Source organism: Enterococcus sp. DIV0724b, assembly GCF_050531475.1.
GTDB classification, from domain to species: Bacteria; Bacillota; Bacilli; order Lactobacillales; family Enterococcaceae; genus Enterococcus_L; species Enterococcus_L haemoperoxidus.
In genome coordinates, this window is record NZ_CP172890.1 from 1,844,263 (window position 1) to 1,862,531 (window position 18,269).

Genomic DNA, 18,269 nt, shown 5'->3' on the forward strand with positions numbered 1-18,269 from the left:
ATCACTCCTCATTGATCTTATCGTTCACAAATGCAAGCAACACTTCTTTGTTATTCACTATTTGACCTTTCACAACAGCAGTTTCAATCATTTCAATCATCTCGCCTAACCATTTACCTGGTTTTTTATCAAAATAAGCAAGTAAATCATTGCCAGTAAGCGCAAGTTCTTTTCTGTCATGAATGGGCAAAGATAAATAACGGTCTTTCACTTCTTCAAGTTTACTATTTCGTCCATAATAAAACAATAGCTTTTCTGTAGATATTGCAGCATCTAATCCTAAATTATATAAATCCATGACTTGCCATTCTTCCAAAAGTCGCTTATTCAATCCATAAATCAGTTGTTGCACTTCATGAATCATTTGATTGGACTGTTTCCATGATTTTAAAAAATTGCGGATCTCATTGTCTTTTAGTTCCAAGGTATGGACCAGCAAAGTCCACGCTTGATTTTCTGTTTCAATCTGTTTATCTGGGAGATCAGAAAATCTAAACAGTGCTTCAGCATGATTCTTTAACTCTGGACAATATTGATAACACTCAGTCTCGATAAAAGGCAACAACGCAGTTTTTCTGTTTTTTCCTAGTAAAAGTTTGATAAACTCCATAGCAATTCGTTCGACAGAAATTTTTTCTAAAAGCGGATGAAATTCTTCGATGGCTGCTAAGGTATTTGCTTCAATTTTAAAATCCAATTGGCTAGCAAAACGTAGTCCCCTCATCATCCGTAATGCATCTTCATGAAACCGTTCTTTAGGATCCCCCACCGCTCGAATGATTCGCTGTTCTAAATCATCCATACCATCAAATAAATCTATGATAGAACCTTCAACATTCATCGCTAATGCATTGATCGTAAAATCACGGCGTTTTAAATCCTCTTTTAACGAGCGTACAAACGTTACTGCATCTGGGCGTCTGAAATCTTGATACGTTGATTCCGTTCTGAAAGTAGTGATTTCATACTGCTCTTCACCTATTAAAACCAGAACTGTCCCATGATCGATTCCGACATCGACTGTTCTAGGGAAAATTTGTTTGATCTCTTCTGGGTATGCGCTGGTGGCAATATCAACATCATGGATGGGTTGTTTCAATAATGCATCACGAACACTGCCCCCAACAAAATAAGCTTCAAACCCATGGGATTGAATGTCCTTCAACACACTTGTTGCTCTAGTAAACTCATCTGGTATTATGTCTAATTTCATAATAAATTTTCCAATCCGTACACTAATTTTTCTAAGTGAACGACTTTTTCGCATCCTAATGCGACGCCTGTCATAAATGAACTGCGGTCATATGAATCATGCCTGATCGTCAACCCTTCTCCAACACCACCAAATTGGACTTGCTGATGCGCAATCATCCCTGGTAAGCGAACACTATGGATTTTCATTCCTTCAAAATCAGCACCGCGCGCACCTTTGATCAATTCTTTTTCTTCTGGATGACCTTGTTCTTTTCTTGCACGCACCTCACTCATCATCTCAGCAGTTTTGATAGCTGTTCCGCTTGGTGCATCTAATTTATTGTCATGATGTAACTCAATAATTTCAACATCGGGGAAATACTCAGCAGCTTTTTGAGCAAACTGCATCATTAAAACAGCACCTACAGCAAAATTAGGTGCAATCAAACCACCTAATTTTAATCTTTCTGAACGATCAATCAATTCAGTTAATTGCTCTTCGGTTAAACCAGTTGTGCCGACAACCGGCGCGATTTTATGTTCAATCGCAAAACGTGTATTTTCGTATGCAACTTTGGGAATAGTGAAATCGATCCAAACATCTGGCTGGACAGAAAGAACGTCTTCTTTCGTTTTAAAAATCGGTATATTGATCAATGGATAGTCTGCCAATTCTTTAAGGTTGTTCTTTTCTTCAAAAGGATCTAAAACACCCACTAATTCAAAAGCTTCATGATTCAAAACCATTTTGGTTGCGGTCGAACCCATCTTCCCTTTAAAGCCTGCAACTACAATTTTAATCATTTGTTTGACCATCCTTTCGTTCAAAACGATATTTATCCCGTTGATTGAATTTTTCCATATTTTTTTGGAACGCCTCAGTTAAATCTATATCTAACGAATTAGCCATAATCATTGTAACAAATAATACATCGCCCAATTCTTCGGAAACAGTTTTTGGCTTTTCATTTGTTTTCTTAGGTTTTTCACCATAATAATGATTGATTTCTCTCGCTAATTCACCTACTTCTTCTGTTAATCGTGCCATTTGGCTTAATGGAGAAAAATAACCCGTTTTAAATTGCTGGATATAAGTATCCACTTCTTCTTGCATAGAATGCAAAGATCGATTTTCATCATTCATTTTACCCCAACCTTTCTACTACTCATCTTATCAAAAAGTACGTCATCTGAAAAGGTTCTACTTGTTGTTTTATAATGAGAATGATAAAGTGAGTACTGAACGAGGTTTTTTGGGTATGATCCTATACAGTATCGCCCAATATGTGTTAGGAGTGATCATTATGATTGAGGAAAAAAGATTTTATATTAAGGACGTTTTGCTGATTTTAGCTGGCACATGTCTTTATGCGTTTGGTTTAGTAACATTTAATATCGCAAATGATTTAGCAGAGGGCGGAGTAACAGGGATTACGTTGATTTTGCGTGCACTTTTTTATATCGATCCGGCCTATTCAACCTTGATTATCAATATTCCGCTGATCCTGATTGGGGGAAAAATTTTAGGTAAGCACTCATTTTATTATACAATTTTAGGAACTGTGTCTTTATCAGTATTTTTGTGGCTGTGGCAACGATTCCCTATAGAAGTCAATCTAGATCATGATTTATTGATCGCATCTTTACTGGCTGGACTTGCTGCAGGTATCGGTAGCGGATTCGTTTATCGCGTGGGCGGAACGACTGGTGGAACAGATGTGGTCGCTCGAATTTTGGAAAAAAATTATGGGATCAGTATGGGCCGTTCACTTCTGATTTTTGACATTTTAGTATTGATTCTTTCTTTAAGCTATATTGATGTCAAAAGAATGATGTACACCTTGATTGTTTCTTTTGTTTTCAGTAAGGTGGTTGATTCTGTTTTGGATGGTGCTTATGCTGCCAAAGGTATCTTAGTGATTTCGGATCATTCTGAAGATATCGGGGAAGTCATTATGGCTCTACTCGAACGTGGTGTTACTTATTTAGATGGTCAAGGTGGTTATTCTCAAGTTGATAAGAAAGTTCTTTATGTCGTTGTTAGCCCTAGTGAAATCATGGAAATTAAACGTATTGTCCACGAATTGGATGCCAAAGCATTTATTTCGGTGATCAACGTACATGAAGCAATAGGGGAAGGATTTACTTACTCCAAACCTACAAAAATGCTATTTAAAAGGAAAAATCAATTCAATTAAATCAAGGAAAGAGCTCGCTACAAAAGCGCTTAGATCCGAGAAATAAGCCGAAAGAGCTACTTTTTTTCACCGTTTATACGGATTTATAGCCTGAGACAAAACTGGTGTTTAGTTTAGTTTTGTCTCAGGCTATTTATTATTTTTTCAAACGATTCAATTCATCTGTCAACTCTAAAAATGCTTCGTAGTTATTATCTTCTAAAGCTAAGTCGATTTGATTGTATAACAAATCAATTTTTGCTTGTTTTTCTTCATGAGCAAAAAAAACATTAATACTTTCAATTACTTCTTCACTGACCTGTTCATTCCAACGAGCATATGGATTATCTTCTAAAATGGATAAATATTGGCTATTCTGCCATGAGCCATCAAAAATACATTCCACATATAGAGCTTCTTTCCAATTCATACGAATTTCATGAAAAATCTGATCAGTATCCGTAAATTCTTTGCCTGATAAAAACAATCGAATTGGCTCATCTTCCATTTCTCTTGAGGTGACTTTTATGCCACGAATTGCTTTGTCTGATTGCTCGACAAAATGCACGTTATTCAAAATAGCTTCGTGATTGATTAAATAGTTTAAAATCCATAAAACTTCTCTTTGAGTAAATGAAATATTATTGACCAGCCAAACTAAAAATTCCTTTTTATCTGCGACATTGACAAACATCTAATCACCTATCTTTCTTCAATATCTTCTAACAGTGATACTGCCTCATTATCACCAGGTTCGTGTTGAAGATAGTGTTGTAAAAGTTCCTTCGCTTTTTCCAACTGTCCTTCTTCACGAAGAAAGACTGCATATTCTTTTAAGAATTCAGGTTCATGCGATAGTTCTTGATACGCTTGTTCATAGTGTACTTTTGCTAATGCAAACTCCTCCAACTCATTATATGCATGAGCTAAATTCCATTCGCCATAGGGATGACCTTGTTCTTCCATTTGCTGCACAACTTCAATTACTTCATCAAAGCGATTTTCGTTCAAATACAAATTGCTTAATGTAAGCCTTGTTTCATCTGTCTTTTCACCAAGTTCTAAAGCTTGTTTTAATAGAGATTCAGCTTTTTCAGTATCGTGTAGTCGATAAGCATTTTCAGATGCTAATTGATATAGATCTACTTGGAAAGGATTCTCTTTGATCCCTTCTGCTAAAACAGTTCGTGCTTCTTCTAATTGTTCTTCTTCCTGTAATGCCTCTCCTAAAGACAAATACAGAGATTGGTAGTGTGGATTCAATGCTCTTAGTTGCTGTAAAAGTGCAATTGCTTTTTGATTTTCATGTAGTTGTAAGTAAGTGAATGCTAATTGGAATAAACGATCATCCGTCTGACCTTCTTCTAGTGCTTTTTCTAAAAATGGGATTGCTTCTTCAAAATCACCAGACATGCTCTGACTGCTTCCTAAGCGTTCATTGATCGAGACATTGGAGATTTCTGTAACTTGTGCTTCAAGCAGCTTCTGGTAAGCTGCAGAAGCTTCTTGAAACTGACCATTAGAAAAGTACAACTCACCTAAAGCAAATAAAATCAATGGTTCATCCGGCATTAATCGTTGTGCTTCTTTTAATTTTGCTTCACTTACTTCTGGAATGCCGATCACTTGATATAAATCTGCAGTTACAAGTAGGCTTTGAACATAACTATCGCTGTCTTTCCCTACTTTTTCCAAGTAAACAAATGCATCGTCAATCAAATTATTTTCAATGGCAATCTCTGCTAACGGAATATTCAGCCCATCAGCATCAGGAAAAACCGTTAATAAATGGTCAAAAATTAATTTTGCTTCTTCTAAAAAACCAAGTGACAATAATTCTTCTCCTAGATCAGCAAGTGTATCATCGTCATCTTTTCTAATTGCTTCCGCCAGCATTAATTGTGCTTGCGCCAAATCTTCTTCATGTAATGCTTCAAGCATTTTTTCACTATACGTTGTCATCTTTTACCCTCTAATTTCTTTTAAAATAGTTTTATATTTTTCTACCGTTACTAATAAGTCCTCTGTGTTAGGTTTTTGTATAGAATCAAGCTCTCCCACTTCTTTCAAAAGGGCAGCTCTCCCCCCACGTTCTACGCATTTTAAAACACCTTCCACGTAATCACTGACTAAAATTTGTTCAGGAAACGCAACAGGGAAACCTAAACGAATCAACCATATTATAAAATTCTTATAATGAAAAGGAAATTGATTCACCTCTTGGGACCAAAGCAGCTGTAATAAGCAGCCTAAAAATCGTTTCATATGACTGGACAACAAATGACCATTGGCTGTTTCTAAAAAACCTTGTTCAAACAGTTGACCAAATTGGTCGATTATGTGACCATCTTTTTCATAATAGCGAATCATTTCATCCAACATACCATTGAAAGATTGTTGATTCAATCTTGTTGCATCGCTATAGTTTTTAAACAGCATTCGTAAAAAATCATGACTACAAACCAATCCACAACGAATAAAAACAAGAAAATCAACTAATTTTCCATCCCCATGATCCGTTGTTAAAGTACGATCATAGAGTATCTTATCTGCTAGCATCAAACTCTTTAAAACAGGACGATTTTTCAATTCTATTTGAACTTCATCAATCAAGCTTCTACTTAGTGATTGAATTGATAATGGCAATAGCCAACAATCCGAAGTTAGTACAGAGGTTTCGTGCAAAAAATTAGTCAATTGAACAACACCCTCATTTCCAACGCCTAAAAAAAGAAATTTTTGTTGTTGATCAAAATCTGCCAAAAATGCCAATAAGCTTTCCAACTCGTTCATGTTATTACAATGCGAGTCATTCTTACAAATATACCAATCTAATTCCTGTTTGTCATCAAAAAGCTGAATTAGTTTTTCCGAAAATAAATCATAATACCGTTGATTAGTGATCAAGAAAAGATGTCTCGACTCAAATGAAGCTGATTTAATCTGTGAGGCAAAGGTTTCACCATAGATAATCGTCGTTTGCAGCTGATTTTTCGTATATACTAATTCCATCGATAACACCCCTCTTCTACATTTTACCATTAGTTGTCGCAAAACAGGAAGAGGGATGATTTTTATTTTTGAAAACATACGATCCTTCTTTAGAGGACGATTGTTCTTTTGAATTTCTTAAAGAACAGACATTATTGATTCATTATTTTGATATAGATATTCTATTTATCTATGAATAAAATTCTTAATTGCACTTTATACTTAACTTGTTTCGAAAAACAGTTAACTTTTAGGAAAAATAGCGCACTTCTTAAACGATTGCTGTTTTGAAAAAACATAGCGATTCAGTCTGATTTGGATAATTAGCACTTTGCAATGTTCATAGTTAAACAATTAGTTTTTAGACATAGCTGATTATTCTATATCCTTAAAACCAATCAGAACGATTGGCTTTTTGAATTTTTTATAGGAAATAACGAAAGAACCCTTGACGAGTCGAGGGTTCTTTCATTCAGGTGTTCCGATCAAAGCAATATAGCTATCTATGTTAACGATGCGCATATGTTTTACATCAAATTGCCCTCTACTATTATAGTTTCCTTTTACCTCAATTTCATATTGATGCATCGGTAACGATAGTACATACCTGGCAAACGGTCTGTTTTTGATGACACAATTAATACAGACATCATTTTCCCAAATTAACATTCCAGTTATAGCATACGGCTTTTCTTTGAATACCTTGATATGGGTTAATAATCCTGTGTGAGTTTCCATAACTTTATGATACACGAAATAATTGCTATGTCCACTTTCTTGATTCTGTTTGAAGTAGATTATCGTGTCTTCCACTTTTTTTCAAATCTATTCTATGAATTTTTACTATGTTTTTAATTTGAGTACTTTAAATAAGCGTATTTTAGACTTATTTTGACAACTATGGAAAAATGTACGATTGATAAAAAAACTTCCAACATTCAAAAAATCCTATTTTTATTCCTTAGTCAAACTATAATTTGAACTACTTTGATCTCTTTACTTTTACTATTTCTAGAATATAAAGAAAGAACCCTTGAATAATCAAGGGTTCTAAGAACTGTCTTATTTAACAGCATCTTTCAACGCTTTACCTGGTTTGAACGCAGGTACTTTGCTTGCAGCGATTTGAATTTCTTTACCAGTTTGTGGGTTACGTCCTTTACGAGCCGCACGTTCACGAACTTCAAAGTTACCAAAACCGATTAATTGAACTTTTTCACCTTTAGCAAGAGATTCTTGGATTGTTGAAAATACAGCATCCACTGCTGCAGTTGCGTCTTTTTTAGTTAAACCAGTTGAAGATGCAACGTTTTCGATTAATTCTGCTTTATTTGCCATGGATTATTTCACCTCCTCCACAAGGGATAGGATATCTAAAAGATATCTAATTTACGTTTATTTTTGAGTGGTCCAAAAATGACGTACAAATATTGAATTGGATCAATATTCTGTTATCACGATATCATAGGAAGCTTGTAATAGCAAGGTTTTTGATGCGTTTTAACCAGTTTTTTCTAAAACTATCATTTTTTTTTATAACTCAATGAATTTATTTGTACAATTGAAAAAAGTGTGGTAAAATGCGCTACTTCCGCCTTCTTGGAATAATTTTGATTGGTGTTCCTTCAAATGTAAAAGCTTTACGAATTTGATTTTCTAGGAATCGTGCATAAGAAAAGTGCATTAATTCTTCTTCATTTACAAAAATAACAAATGTTGGCGGTTTGATTGCCACTTGTGTGCCGTAAAAGACTTTCAATCGTTTGCCTTTATCTGTTGGGGTCGGATTGATGGCGATGGCATCCATTACTACATCATTCAACAACGCAGATGGGATACGTAGATTTTGATTCATACTAACAAGTTCAATCAATTCTGGTAATTTGTTTAAGCGTTGTTTCGTAAGTGCAGAAACAAAGATGATCGGTGCGTAGTCGAGGTATCGAAATTCTTCACGAATCTCTTCTTCAAAGTCGCGCATCGTATTCGTTTCTTTTTCAACAGTATCCCACTTATTCACGACGATAATAATGCCACGTCCTGCTTCATGAGCATATCCGGCAACTTTCTTATCTTGTTCACGAATACCTTCTTCAGCGTTCAAAACCATTAAAACAATGTCTGAGCGCTCAATTGCACGCATTGCACGCATCACGCTGTATTTTTCAGTCGATTCATACACTTTGCCGCGTTTACGCATACCTGCTGTGTCGATCATCAAGAATTTTTGTCCATCTTCCGATTCAAAATGCGTATCGATCGCATCCCGGGTTGTTCCTTCAATTTCAGAAACGATCACACGGTCTTCACCAAGAATCGCGTTGATCAATGATGATTTACCAACATTCGGACGTCCAATCAAACTAAATTTGATTGTGTCTTCATCTTCCTCTTCGATTTCAGTTGAAAAATGTTTGACTGCTTCATCTAAAACATCTCCAATACCTAAACCATGACTTCCAGAAATAGGAAATGGATCCCCTAAACCTAAAGAATAAAACTCATAAATATCATTTCGCATTTCAGGGTTATCAACTTTATTTACAGCCAAAATGACTGGTTTATTGCTGCGGTATAAAATTCTCGCAACTAGTTCATCTGCATCTGTCACACCTTCTCTGCCGCTTGCGACAAAAACAATGACATCCGCTTCTTCAATAGCGATTTCAGCTTGATGCTTGATTTGATCCATAAAGGGTTCGTCACTTAGATCGATACCACCTGTATCAATAATGCTAAACTCACGTCCTAGCCACTCTCCTGTGGCATAAATACGGTCTCTTGTTACACCTGGTGTGTCTTCTACAATAGAAATTCTTTCACCAGCTATACGGTTAAAAATCGTCGATTTCCCTACATTCGGGCGCCCGACAATTGCAATTGTTGGATTTGCCATTCAAATTACCTCCTTGACAAGTTTTCAATCTTTACTAGTTTACCTAAAGCTTGTCTAAGATGCAAGAAAAACTAGTGAAATAAGTGAATTAAACCGCTGAACATAAAAAATATCCTGTAATTGCAGAATAGCTTAACTCGCAATTACAGGATTTCTATTTTATCGTTTATTACTATTCAACACCATATGCGATGCGTTTTACATTCATTAAATGATGAGCTGTTACATTATCCGTGGTGCTGCTTCCGCCCATTGCACCACAACCTAACGTCATTGATGGTGCTAATTTTGTTGTTGCACCAATTGCTCCTAATGCTCCTAATGTATTCACTAAAATACGCGATGCTCTCATTTCTAAGCCAAATATTTCTGCATTAGCATCCGTTGTTGTATGAATCACTGCAGTGTGACCTGTTCCCTCATTAGCAAGTAACGCTTTACATGTTTCTACGCCATTTTCAAAGGAATCAACTGTAAATAATCCTAAAATCGGTGTTAATTTTTCTCTTGAATAAGGATTGTGGTGACCGATTTCTGTTTGCTCTGAAATTAAGATAGACGTTTCTTCTGGAACAGAGATACCCACTAATTTTGCAACATCTGAAGCGCTTTTTCCAACGATATCTGGATTCAAAGTTCCTGTTTCTCTCAAAATAAATTGACTAACTTTCGCTGATTCTTCTTCGTTCATAAAATAAGCCTTTTTAGCTTTCAATTGCTCGATAACTGCTTCTTTCACTGTCTTATCTACAACCAGCGCTTGCTCTGAAGCACAAATGATTCCGTTATCAAACGTTTTACTACTGATAACACAATCAATTGCATGTGGGATATCAGCAGTTGCATCAATCAATACAGGAACATTTCCAGGACCTACCCCAATGGCTGGATTTCCAGAACTGTAGGCTGCTTGCACCATTGCTTTACCACCCGTCGCCAGAATCAGTGATACATCTGCATGCTTCATCAAAGCACTAGTCGCATCTAATGTTGGCTCTTGGATTACTTGAACCAAACCAGCAGGCGCTCCAGCTTCAACAGCTGCTTTTTCAATGATTTCAACAGCCATTAAGATTGATTTTAAAGCCTTTGGATGTGGTGAAAAAACGATTGCATTTCTAGTTTTCAACGCAATTAACGATTTGAAGATCACTGTTGCGGTCGGATTTGTTGAAGGAATCAGACCTGCGACAACACCTAAAGGAATACCAATTTCTATAATTTTGTCTTCTTTACGACGGTTAATTACGCCGACAGTCGGTAAATCTTTGATACTTTCATAAACTTGCTCACTGGCAAAAGTGTTTTTGATTATTTTATCGGAAACTTTTCCAAATCCAGTTTCTTCATTTGCTGAAATAGCTAATTTTTCTGCGTTATCAAGTGTTTTTTGATATACATTTTTTACGATAGCATCTACTTGCTCTTGCGTATAATTTTCATACTTTGCTTGAGCTTTCTTTGCGGTTTCGACTAATGTTTCAATTTCTTTTACTTTAATTACTTCAGTCATATTTGAACACTCCTTCTTTTTTAAACGCTTACAAATTGATTTTAATCTATTTTTTTCAATTTGTTAGGGAATATTTTAAGAAGATTATGGACATTATTAACCTATTCGTGTATCTTTTTCACAAACAATTGCACTTGAAAGCTGAATTTATTCAAGGTATTATGTAGTAGTAAAGAAATTTTCACAAACAAAAGAACTATTATCTCATCAAAGAAAAGAGGGTTTTACTTATGTGCCGATTAATGATTGTCAGTAATGATGTAAAAGAGCAACGAACACTTCAACAATCTATCAACGACTCATTTATGAATATAAAAGTGTTACCTCCTGCTGAAACGGAGCAAGAAGCTTTAACAATTGCTGAAAAGTTGCTTCCAGAAATTCTTTTGATAGCAATCGACCATTTAGATATTGATGGTTTTATTGTTAAACGCAAAATAGTTCGACAGCTTCCAAATATCAAAGTGATTATTTTGACTGAACGAGATAATTTTGAAAGTATTCATCAAGCCTTGCGATGTGGTGTAATCGATTACTTATTGACACCCGTTGATTTTAATGAATTAAAATTTGCTATCGATCGCTGCGTTAAATCACTCAACCAAGTTTCTCTGATGGATGTATTGAATAATAAACCAACTATTTTAGCAAAAGAACAAATCAATACTATTTTGGATTACATTCATGACCACTACAATGAAGAAATCAACTTAACTACTTTAGCTGATATCATGCACTTGAATCGTCATTATGTCAGTCGCTTTTTTAAAGAAGCCGTTGGCATGAACTTTATTGATTACTTAACTGCTTATCGCGTAGAAAAAGCCAAACAATTATTGATGAAAACAGAAGAATCCATCACAGAAATTTCTGGAACCGTTGGCTATATTGATTCTACTTACTTTAGCAAGTTATTCAAGAAAAAAGTAGGCCAATCTCCTCACCAATTCCGTAAGCAATATCGCGGGGAACATACACCAGCAGATTTACGAGTAATTTATAATTGAGGATCTAATCCCAAAATAGCATTAACTAAATACACTTTAGTTAATGCTATTTTTAGTTTCTTAGACAAAAAAAGCGAAGGTTCCCCTCCGCTCGAATTGAAAAATTATTCAGAATCAGTATCTTGTGATTTCAAAGCATCCCCTAGGATATCGCCCATTGTGAAACCAGTATTTTCTTCTGGCAGTTCATATTCTTGGACATCTTTTGGTTCTTCCTGAGATTCAGGTTTTGCTTCTAATGCTTTGATACTTAATGCAATACGGTGTTCTTCAGGATTAACTTCCAATACTTTCACTTGAACTGCTTCACCTTCTTGTAATACTTCGTGAGGTGTTGCAATATGTTTGTGTGAAATTTGAGAAATGTGAACTAATCCTTCAACGCCAGGAAATACCTCAACAAATGCACCAAAGCTAGTCAAACGTTTAACAGTTCCATCAAGAACTGAACCAACTGCTGCTTTGTTTTCGATGTCTTCCCAAGGTCCAGCTAATGTTTCTTTAATTGATAGTGACACACGTTCTTCTTCTGGATTGATTGAAAGGATCTTAACTTTTACGTCATCGCCTACTGTTAACACATCGCTTGGTTTCGCAACATGTTGGTGAGCAATTTCAGAAACGTGAACTAATCCATCAATACCACCTAAATCAATAAACGCACCAAAATCAGTTAAACGAGCCACTTTACCTTCAACGATATCTCCATCATGAAGAGTCGCCAAAACATCTTTTTTCTTAGAATTTTTCTCTGCTGCAACAACCGCTTTGTGAGATAAAATCAAACGATTTTCTGAAGGCTCAATTTCAATGATTTTGAATGTCAATGTTTGGCCTTTATATGCAGAAAAGTCATCGACAAAATGATCTTCTACCATTGATGCTGGAACAAATCCACGAACACCAACGTCAACCACTAAACCGCCTTTTACAACATTTGTAACTGGAGCTTCGATAATTTTACCTGCTTTAAAATCTTGTTCGATTTCTTCCCAAACTTTTTTAGCATCCAAACGACGTTTAGAAAGTAAATAACTACCATTTTCTTTATCTTTGCCGATTGATGTGATGACAACTAAATCTAAGATATCGCCAACACTTACTAATTCATTGATATCCTCTACTTGTGTCGTAGATAATTCTTTTGCTGGTACCACGCCTTCAACGCCGGCACCTTCAATACCAACAATTACTTGTTTGTCCTCGACTGCTAGCACTTCACCTTTAACGATGTCGCCAACACTCACTTCTTGAAAACTGTTCATTGCGTCTTCCATTGTTTCATTGCTGATTTCCACTTTTTTGTCTTCTGTCATGAATACTTATCCTCCTATGCCACCAAAAAATTCGTAAAAACTGACCTACTCCTTTAATAGTAAGGGATTTTACTGAAAAAATAAAGCGATTTCTCTCATTTTCTTTTTTTTATTTGAGATAAGAAGAAATTTTCTTTCTTTAGGACAAAGAAAGTATAACTTTTACGCAGTCATACTTTCTTTCTAGCTATTTTATTACAAAATACGAAGCCTTAACTTTTAGCTATGATAATCTCTTCGATCTCTTTGACCACTTCTTCTATATTCATTCCAGTTGTGTCAATTTTAACTGCATCTACTGCTTGTTTTAAAGGAGACACTGCTCTTGTTGAATCAAGATGATCCCGATGCTCGATTTCTTTTTTCAACGTATCAAAATCAGTCGTAATACCTTTTTCTTGGTTTTCTTTATAACGTCTTTCAGCGCGTTCTTCCACACTAGCAACCAAAAAGATTTTAACTTCTGCATCAGGCAACACAGCTGTTCCAATATCTCGTCCATCCATGACAACACCGCCTAAACGTCCAATCTCTTGCTGAAGCTCTACCATTTTTTGTCGAACCGCTCCATGTTTTGCCACAATCGAAACAGCGTTTGTTACATTAGGTTGTCTGATTTCTTCAGTTACTTCGCTTCCATCAACAAAAACTAACTGCTCTTTTTCAGTCTGTTTAAATGAAATAGTGTGGTTAAGACACAAGTCAACTAAGCCTTGTTCATTCTCAAAATCAATACCTTTTTTAATTGCTAAGTAGGTCAAAGCCCGATACATCGCTCCTGTATCGCAATAAATATAATTTAATTTTTTTGCTAAAATCTTAGCAACTGTACTTTTACCAGAAGACGCTGGTCCATCGATTGCGATGCTTATCTTTTTCATAGTGAACTCCTTTGTTTATCACATAGTAAAAGAGTCTGGTACAAAACATAAATTGTTTTGTTTCAGACCCTTAATAATGGGAAAAAGCAACTGCATTAAGCAGTCGTTACTTTTCTCCCAATTTTGTTGCTATTTTACACGTAATGATTGTCCAGGTTGTAAAACAGAATTCAAAGTTAAGCCATTTAATTGTAATAGCTCATCTGTTGTTATCCCATTTCTTGTGGCAACTTGATTTGGTCCTTCTCCATTAAGCACTTCAGTATATACAGCTGCTTCTTGTGGTGCACTTGTCGGTGTGGTTTCTTGTGGTGCACTACTTTCGCCTGCTACTTCTGAAGACGATGCTGGTTGCTCTTGCGAAGAACTAGCACTTGAAGAGGATGGCTGAGTTGAACTGTTTTTTGTCGATGATTGAACAACTACAGATGATGATGGTTGGCTAGCCTCTTTATTGTCAGATTTATCTCTCATAACATAAAGATAGGTTCCAACTGGTAAAGTAATAATCAATAATAATAGAATAACTAAAATTGTTAGAAAGACCGTATTGCCCTTTTTTTGTTGACGTTTTTCTGAGCGAGAGCCCCCAGCATTCTTATCCGTATCATAAATTGACTGCTCCCAAGGTTCACGTGCACCTGATGGTTTTTTCTTATCTTTTTTACTCACGTATCGTTCCTCCTAAAATTATCTCGTTTGCTATTATACCACAGCTTTTTGTCAACTGTAGCCTAAAATAAGATTATTTTCATTCTTTAAATAATCTTATTAAAATGTCCTCCCACTGTTCGGAGATTTCCTTTTCTTCTGGTGATTGTACTATTTGCCCTTTATAGTTGTCAAAGGATAAGCCGCAACAATCACAACAATTTTCTTGTGTTGATTTTGTGATTGTTTCTGAAAAATACTGCTGAATGAACACCCGACGGCATTTTTCTTCATTGATATAGTTTAACATAACATTTAACTGTTGTTGACGTTCTTTCTCTTTTCTTAATAATCTTTGTTCTAATTCTTCGATTGTGTACTCCTTTTCAAAGTATCCTTGCAGCCATTTTTGTTGAATTTCATTTAGTGTAGGTAAAATGGTTTCTTGATCTTCAGTTTGGATTTCAGCTAGTTCATTTAAAAGTTCTCGATCAAGCCGACTTTCAGATTGAAAATAATGGTGAATAGATTCATCACCTTGTTGATAGAGTAAAATCGCTACACTAGCCTGCCCATCACGACCTGCCCGGCCAATTTCTTGAACATAATTTTCTAAACTATCCGGGCAATCATAGTGAATAACAAAGCGTACATCCGGCTTATCGATCCCCATGCCAAAAGCATTTGTCGCACATAGAACATCTAATTGATTTGAAACAAACTGTTGTTGCAACAAACTACGCTCATTGGCAGTCAGACCCCCGTGATAAAATGCTGATTTTAAATTCGTCTGTGCATTGATTAATCGATTGATTCTCTCTGCTGTTTTTCTAGTTGCACAATACACGATTCCTCTGTTTTTTAATTCTGTCAGATAAGAAATTAATGTATCACTTTTTTCAGTTGTTTGATTGACAATCAAACCAATATTTGGTCGGTTCACAGAAAAAATAACTTCTGAAATTGTTTTGCGATGAGAAAATAATTGCTTAATAATCTCTTTTTTTACAGCTGGAGTTGCTGTGGCTGTTAATGCCAAAGTCAATGGATAACCACATTCTGCTTGGATTTTAGCTAGCTTGGTATATTCTGGTCTAAAATCAACGCCCCACTGAGAAACACAATGGGCTTCATCTACTACAAATAAAGCAATCGTTAATTCAGCTATTCTTTTTCGAACATCTTTTTGAGTTAATGTTTCTGGGCTGATCAAAATATATTTATAGTGACTTAAATGATTTAATACATAGTGCTTTTCAATAAAAGACAAACTGCTATTTAGAGCAATAACACTTGCTTCCCCTTTTTTTTGAAGCTGAATCACTTGATCTTCCATTAAAGATAGAAGTGGTGAAACTATAATCACATTCCCTTTAACTAATTGTCCAACTAGCTGGTAACACAAGGATTTTCCAGTACCTGTTGGCAAGACAGCTAATGTGTCTTGTTTCTTTAACAGCTGTTCAATCACTTCTTTTTGCCCTGGTTTAAATGTACTGAAGCCAAATTTATCTTGTAATACATGTTCTAAATCCACTCTCATTGGCGTGATTCTCTTTCTTCTCTAATTTTTTGAATTTGGTATAAACGAAACTCAAAGTAGTCCAGTTCAGGACTGTTTTGTTTGACTGATCGATATGTCCATTCTTGATATGGTTTAGGGTATTCGAATAAAAATTGTTCTGTTTCTTTGGATATAAAGCGTTCAAACGGAAAATCCTTAGTTAAGGCTAATTCCATAAGATGATCTTTGATTGTGCTTATTTTGACCCTTCTTTTCTGAGCTAACGCTTCTATCGGAAGCTGCGTTTTCATATATGAACTTGTTTCACTCATACTTTTATTTTCATTTTGTTTCACTAAAGGAAGAACCAACTTTTTTAAGAAACTACCATCTGGCATTAGACAAATCGTATCCAGTAGATGATGGAGTTTTTCTTTTTTATATAACTGTCGCTCAAAGGTGTTATCATCATCCTTCATTAATTGAAACGATGTTTTACCGATTTGTTGATAGCCCGAAAATTGTTGAGCAAAAAAATTTGCTTCATCGTTCGTTAGATGAGAAAATAACAGCGTCCATTCTTTCTTGACTGTTTCGATCAACTGCGCTTTAGGCATTGATTTTATATACATTTTCACTTGTTTTTGATACAATGGCGATTGTTCTAATGGAACGTAATGTTTATTCGTATAAGATAAATTAGAAACAACTTGCACCGTAAATTGTAATAAACGCCAAATCGTTTCATCTGTTTTCCCAAATCGATAATTGTTGATCCAAGAAAAATGATGGACATCATAAACTGCGACCTGTATACCTTTAGACGTTATCTGAGCTTCGCCATCAGATGTCAGATTCAATAAGTCTTGTTTACCTAATTCTTTTATTATAGTATGAAATTGTTTGTCAGATAATAATGGAAATAGCTGGAAAAATCGTAAGTTTTCATATAAAAAACCATATAGCAATACAGAACTTGTCCGCTTGCCTTTTAAAAGATGATACAAAGTTGAAGTGCGTACCTTGTATCCATGCTGAAATAAAGCTAAAATAAAGGAAGGTTCCATATTTACACCTCTTTCAATGATAGAATAGGATGTGCTCTTATGTTATGTAAAATAATTCCTGAAAAGTGCATTGCTTGCGGGTTGTGCCAAGTCTATGCACCAGAAATTTTTGATTATAATGACGATGGGATCGTCATTTTTAAAAATGATCGCGAGGCCCTTCAAGAATTTGTTTCTGGAAATGAACAGGACAATGCGTTAATAGCGTACCGCAAATGTCCTGTTCGTGCAATAGAGATCATAGAAAAATAATGAAATTAGCTTCATAATAAAAGGAGAAAATACTTGTCAAAAAACGGTATTTTCTCCTTTTATTATTTAGTTGATTGTCTTTAACCAATCAATTAGCTGATTAGCGACTTCTTCTTGTTGTTCGTCATTGTTAATTAGAGCAGGTTTATCTCCTTTTTGTTCACCATAACTACCAAATCCGGCGTGGTTTCCACCTTTGATTTTTTCAAAAACAGTTTGTTTAGGTAAATATTTTTTGGCTTGATCATATGCTTGCCAATTCAAAACACCATCTTCAGAGCCTGTCAGTGAGAGTACTTGTCCTTTAAACTTTGAAAGACTCCCTTTTTCGTCAGGGTAACTTGCTAGGAAAAATACACCTTTTAATGCATTATTATCTTGTTCAGCAGCAAAGCGACTAGCCATAACTCCTCCTAGTGAATGCCCACCGATCACATAATTTTTTAGATCATTAGAGTGAATGACTTGCTTTGCTTTATTTTGGCCTAAAACAGCTAGATTTAAGGGCTGTTTTACAAGATAAACTGAAAATCCAGCCTCTGCTACTTTCTCAGCCCAAATACTATAACTAGCATTTTCAACTAAAGCTCCTTGATAAAAAATAAGTGCCGGTTTCTCTTCGTTTCCTTTAAAAAATAACACTCCATTTTCATCATGTGCTTTTTGAGATGCTTCCAAAGCCATTGTCGTCGGGGTATAGGTAATAGTTTTTATATAAAATAAACCGACCAAAATCACTGTTGCAAGTACTCCTATAAACCAAAGTAATCGTTTTTGCCATTTTTTCATGTTCGTTCTCCTCTCGTTCTTATCATTTCTA

The 18,269-nt window shown here is 35.4% G+C and carries 19 protein-coding genes; 3 read left to right on the plus strand and 16 right to left on the minus strand.

All coding sequences use genetic code 11. From position 1 onward, the window contains the following. Window position 1 precedes the first annotated feature (1 nt). Genes IGJ02_RS08460 through IGJ02_RS08470 form a run of 3 tightly spaced genes read right to left on the minus strand, consistent with a single transcriptional unit; the run spans window position 2 to window position 2,338 of the window. Window positions 2-1,213 (minus strand): CCA tRNA nucleotidyltransferase, encoded by a 1,212-nt coding sequence (locus IGJ02_RS08460; protein WP_430601708.1) that lies wholly within the window; start codon window positions 1,211-1,213, stop codon window positions 2-4. Then, window positions 1,210-1,998, minus strand: coding sequence for a 4-hydroxy-tetrahydrodipicolinate reductase (gene dapB / locus IGJ02_RS08465; protein ID WP_430601709.1), 789 nt, complete (start codon window positions 1,996-1,998; stop codon window positions 1,210-1,212). Before dapB ends, IGJ02_RS08460 begins: the two co-directional genes overlap by 4 nt. Further along, a complete protein-coding gene (locus IGJ02_RS08470; protein ID WP_010761411.1) occupies window positions 1,991-2,338 on the minus strand; it encodes a nucleotide pyrophosphohydrolase in 348 nt (115 codons plus the stop codon). The genes dapB and IGJ02_RS08470 overlap by 8 nt, the downstream gene beginning before the upstream one ends. 160 nt (window positions 2,339-2,498) lie before the next feature. On the opposite strand from IGJ02_RS08470, the gene IGJ02_RS08475 reads away from it, so the two are divergent. Beyond that, on the plus strand, window positions 2,499-3,392 hold the full coding sequence (locus IGJ02_RS08475) for a YitT family protein (protein WP_034683180.1): 894 nt from the start codon (window positions 2,499-2,501) through the stop codon (window positions 3,390-3,392). 136 nt (window positions 3,393-3,528) lie between these two features. Here the strand turns inward: IGJ02_RS08475 and IGJ02_RS08480 are convergent, their stop codons facing one another. From IGJ02_RS08480 to IGJ02_RS08510, 7 genes are all read right to left on the minus strand, one after another. After that, window positions 3,529-4,065, minus strand: coding sequence for a YpiB family protein (locus IGJ02_RS08480; protein ID WP_010761413.1), 537 nt, complete (start codon window positions 4,063-4,065; stop codon window positions 3,529-3,531). Window positions 4,066-4,073: 8 nt separating this feature from the next. Further along, window positions 4,074-5,333, minus strand: coding sequence for a tetratricopeptide repeat protein (locus IGJ02_RS08485; RefSeq protein WP_430601710.1), 1,260 nt, complete (start codon window positions 5,331-5,333; stop codon window positions 4,074-4,076). A 3-nt stretch (window positions 5,334-5,336) separates the two neighbouring features. Beyond that, on the minus strand, window positions 5,337-6,383 hold the full coding sequence (locus IGJ02_RS08490; protein ID WP_430601711.1) for a hypothetical protein: 1,047 nt from the start codon (window positions 6,381-6,383) through the stop codon (window positions 5,337-5,339). 447 nt (window positions 6,384-6,830) lie between these two features. After that, window positions 6,831-7,100: a hypothetical protein gene (locus IGJ02_RS08495; RefSeq protein WP_034683176.1), complete on the minus strand. Its 270-nt coding sequence runs from the start codon at window positions 7,098-7,100 to the stop codon at window positions 6,831-6,833. A 324-nt stretch (window positions 7,101-7,424) separates the two neighbouring features. Continuing rightward, window positions 7,425-7,700 (minus strand): HU family DNA-binding protein, encoded by a 276-nt coding sequence (locus IGJ02_RS08500; RefSeq protein WP_010761417.1) that lies wholly within the window; start codon window positions 7,698-7,700, stop codon window positions 7,425-7,427. A gap of 247 nt (window positions 7,701-7,947) precedes the next feature. Next, window positions 7,948-9,258: a ribosome biogenesis GTPase Der gene (gene der / locus IGJ02_RS08505; RefSeq protein WP_010761418.1), complete on the minus strand. Its 1,311-nt coding sequence runs from the start codon at window positions 9,256-9,258 to the stop codon at window positions 7,948-7,950. 172 nt (window positions 9,259-9,430) lie between these two features. Continuing rightward, window positions 9,431-10,771 (minus strand): acetaldehyde dehydrogenase (acetylating), encoded by a 1,341-nt coding sequence (locus tag IGJ02_RS08510; protein ID WP_430601712.1) that lies wholly within the window; start codon window positions 10,769-10,771, stop codon window positions 9,431-9,433. A 230-nt stretch (window positions 10,772-11,001) separates the two neighbouring features. Between IGJ02_RS08510 and IGJ02_RS08515 the strand changes: the two genes are divergently transcribed. Beyond that, entirely contained in the window at window positions 11,002-11,778 is a 777-nt protein-coding gene (locus IGJ02_RS08515; RefSeq protein WP_010761420.1) for a helix-turn-helix domain-containing protein, read from the plus strand. A gap of 104 nt (window positions 11,779-11,882) precedes the next feature. Here the strand turns inward: IGJ02_RS08515 and rpsA are convergent, their stop codons facing one another. The 5 genes from rpsA to IGJ02_RS08540 all read right to left on the minus strand — a co-directional run bounded on the left by rpsA (window position 11,883) and on the right by IGJ02_RS08540 (window position 17,197). Beyond that, on the minus strand, window positions 11,883-13,094 hold the full coding sequence (gene rpsA, locus IGJ02_RS08520; protein WP_430601713.1) for a 30S ribosomal protein S1: 1,212 nt from the start codon (window positions 13,092-13,094) through the stop codon (window positions 11,883-11,885). 212 nt (window positions 13,095-13,306) lie between these two features. After that, window positions 13,307-13,975 (minus strand): (d)CMP kinase, encoded by a 669-nt coding sequence (gene cmk / locus IGJ02_RS08525; RefSeq protein ID WP_010761422.1) that lies wholly within the window; start codon window positions 13,973-13,975, stop codon window positions 13,307-13,309. A gap of 129 nt (window positions 13,976-14,104) precedes the next feature. Continuing rightward, on the minus strand, window positions 14,105-14,647 hold the full coding sequence (locus IGJ02_RS08530) for an SAG1386/EF1546 family surface-associated protein (RefSeq protein ID WP_010761423.1): 543 nt from the start codon (window positions 14,645-14,647) through the stop codon (window positions 14,105-14,107). A 79-nt stretch (window positions 14,648-14,726) separates the two neighbouring features. Further along, on the minus strand, window positions 14,727-16,169 hold the full coding sequence (locus tag IGJ02_RS08535) for a RecQ family ATP-dependent DNA helicase (protein ID WP_430601714.1): 1,443 nt from the start codon (window positions 16,167-16,169) through the stop codon (window positions 14,727-14,729). Continuing rightward, complete coding sequence (locus tag IGJ02_RS08540; RefSeq protein ID WP_010761425.1) at window positions 16,166-17,197, minus strand: helix-turn-helix domain-containing protein; 1,032 nt, start codon at window positions 17,195-17,197, stop codon at window positions 16,166-16,168. Before IGJ02_RS08540 ends, IGJ02_RS08535 begins: the two co-directional genes overlap by 4 nt. 39 nt (window positions 17,198-17,236) lie before the next feature. Between IGJ02_RS08540 and IGJ02_RS08545 the strand changes: the two genes are divergently transcribed. Continuing rightward, window positions 17,237-17,449, plus strand: a complete 213-nt coding sequence (locus IGJ02_RS08545) for a ferredoxin (protein WP_430601715.1) — start codon at window positions 17,237-17,239, stop codon at window positions 17,447-17,449. Window positions 17,450-17,515: 66 nt separating this feature from the next. Here the strand turns inward: IGJ02_RS08545 and IGJ02_RS08550 are convergent, their stop codons facing one another. Then, a complete protein-coding gene (locus IGJ02_RS08550) occupies window positions 17,516-18,238 on the minus strand; it encodes an alpha/beta hydrolase (protein WP_430601716.1) in 723 nt (240 codons plus the stop codon). Between the last annotated feature and the right edge of the window lie 31 nt (window positions 18,239-18,269).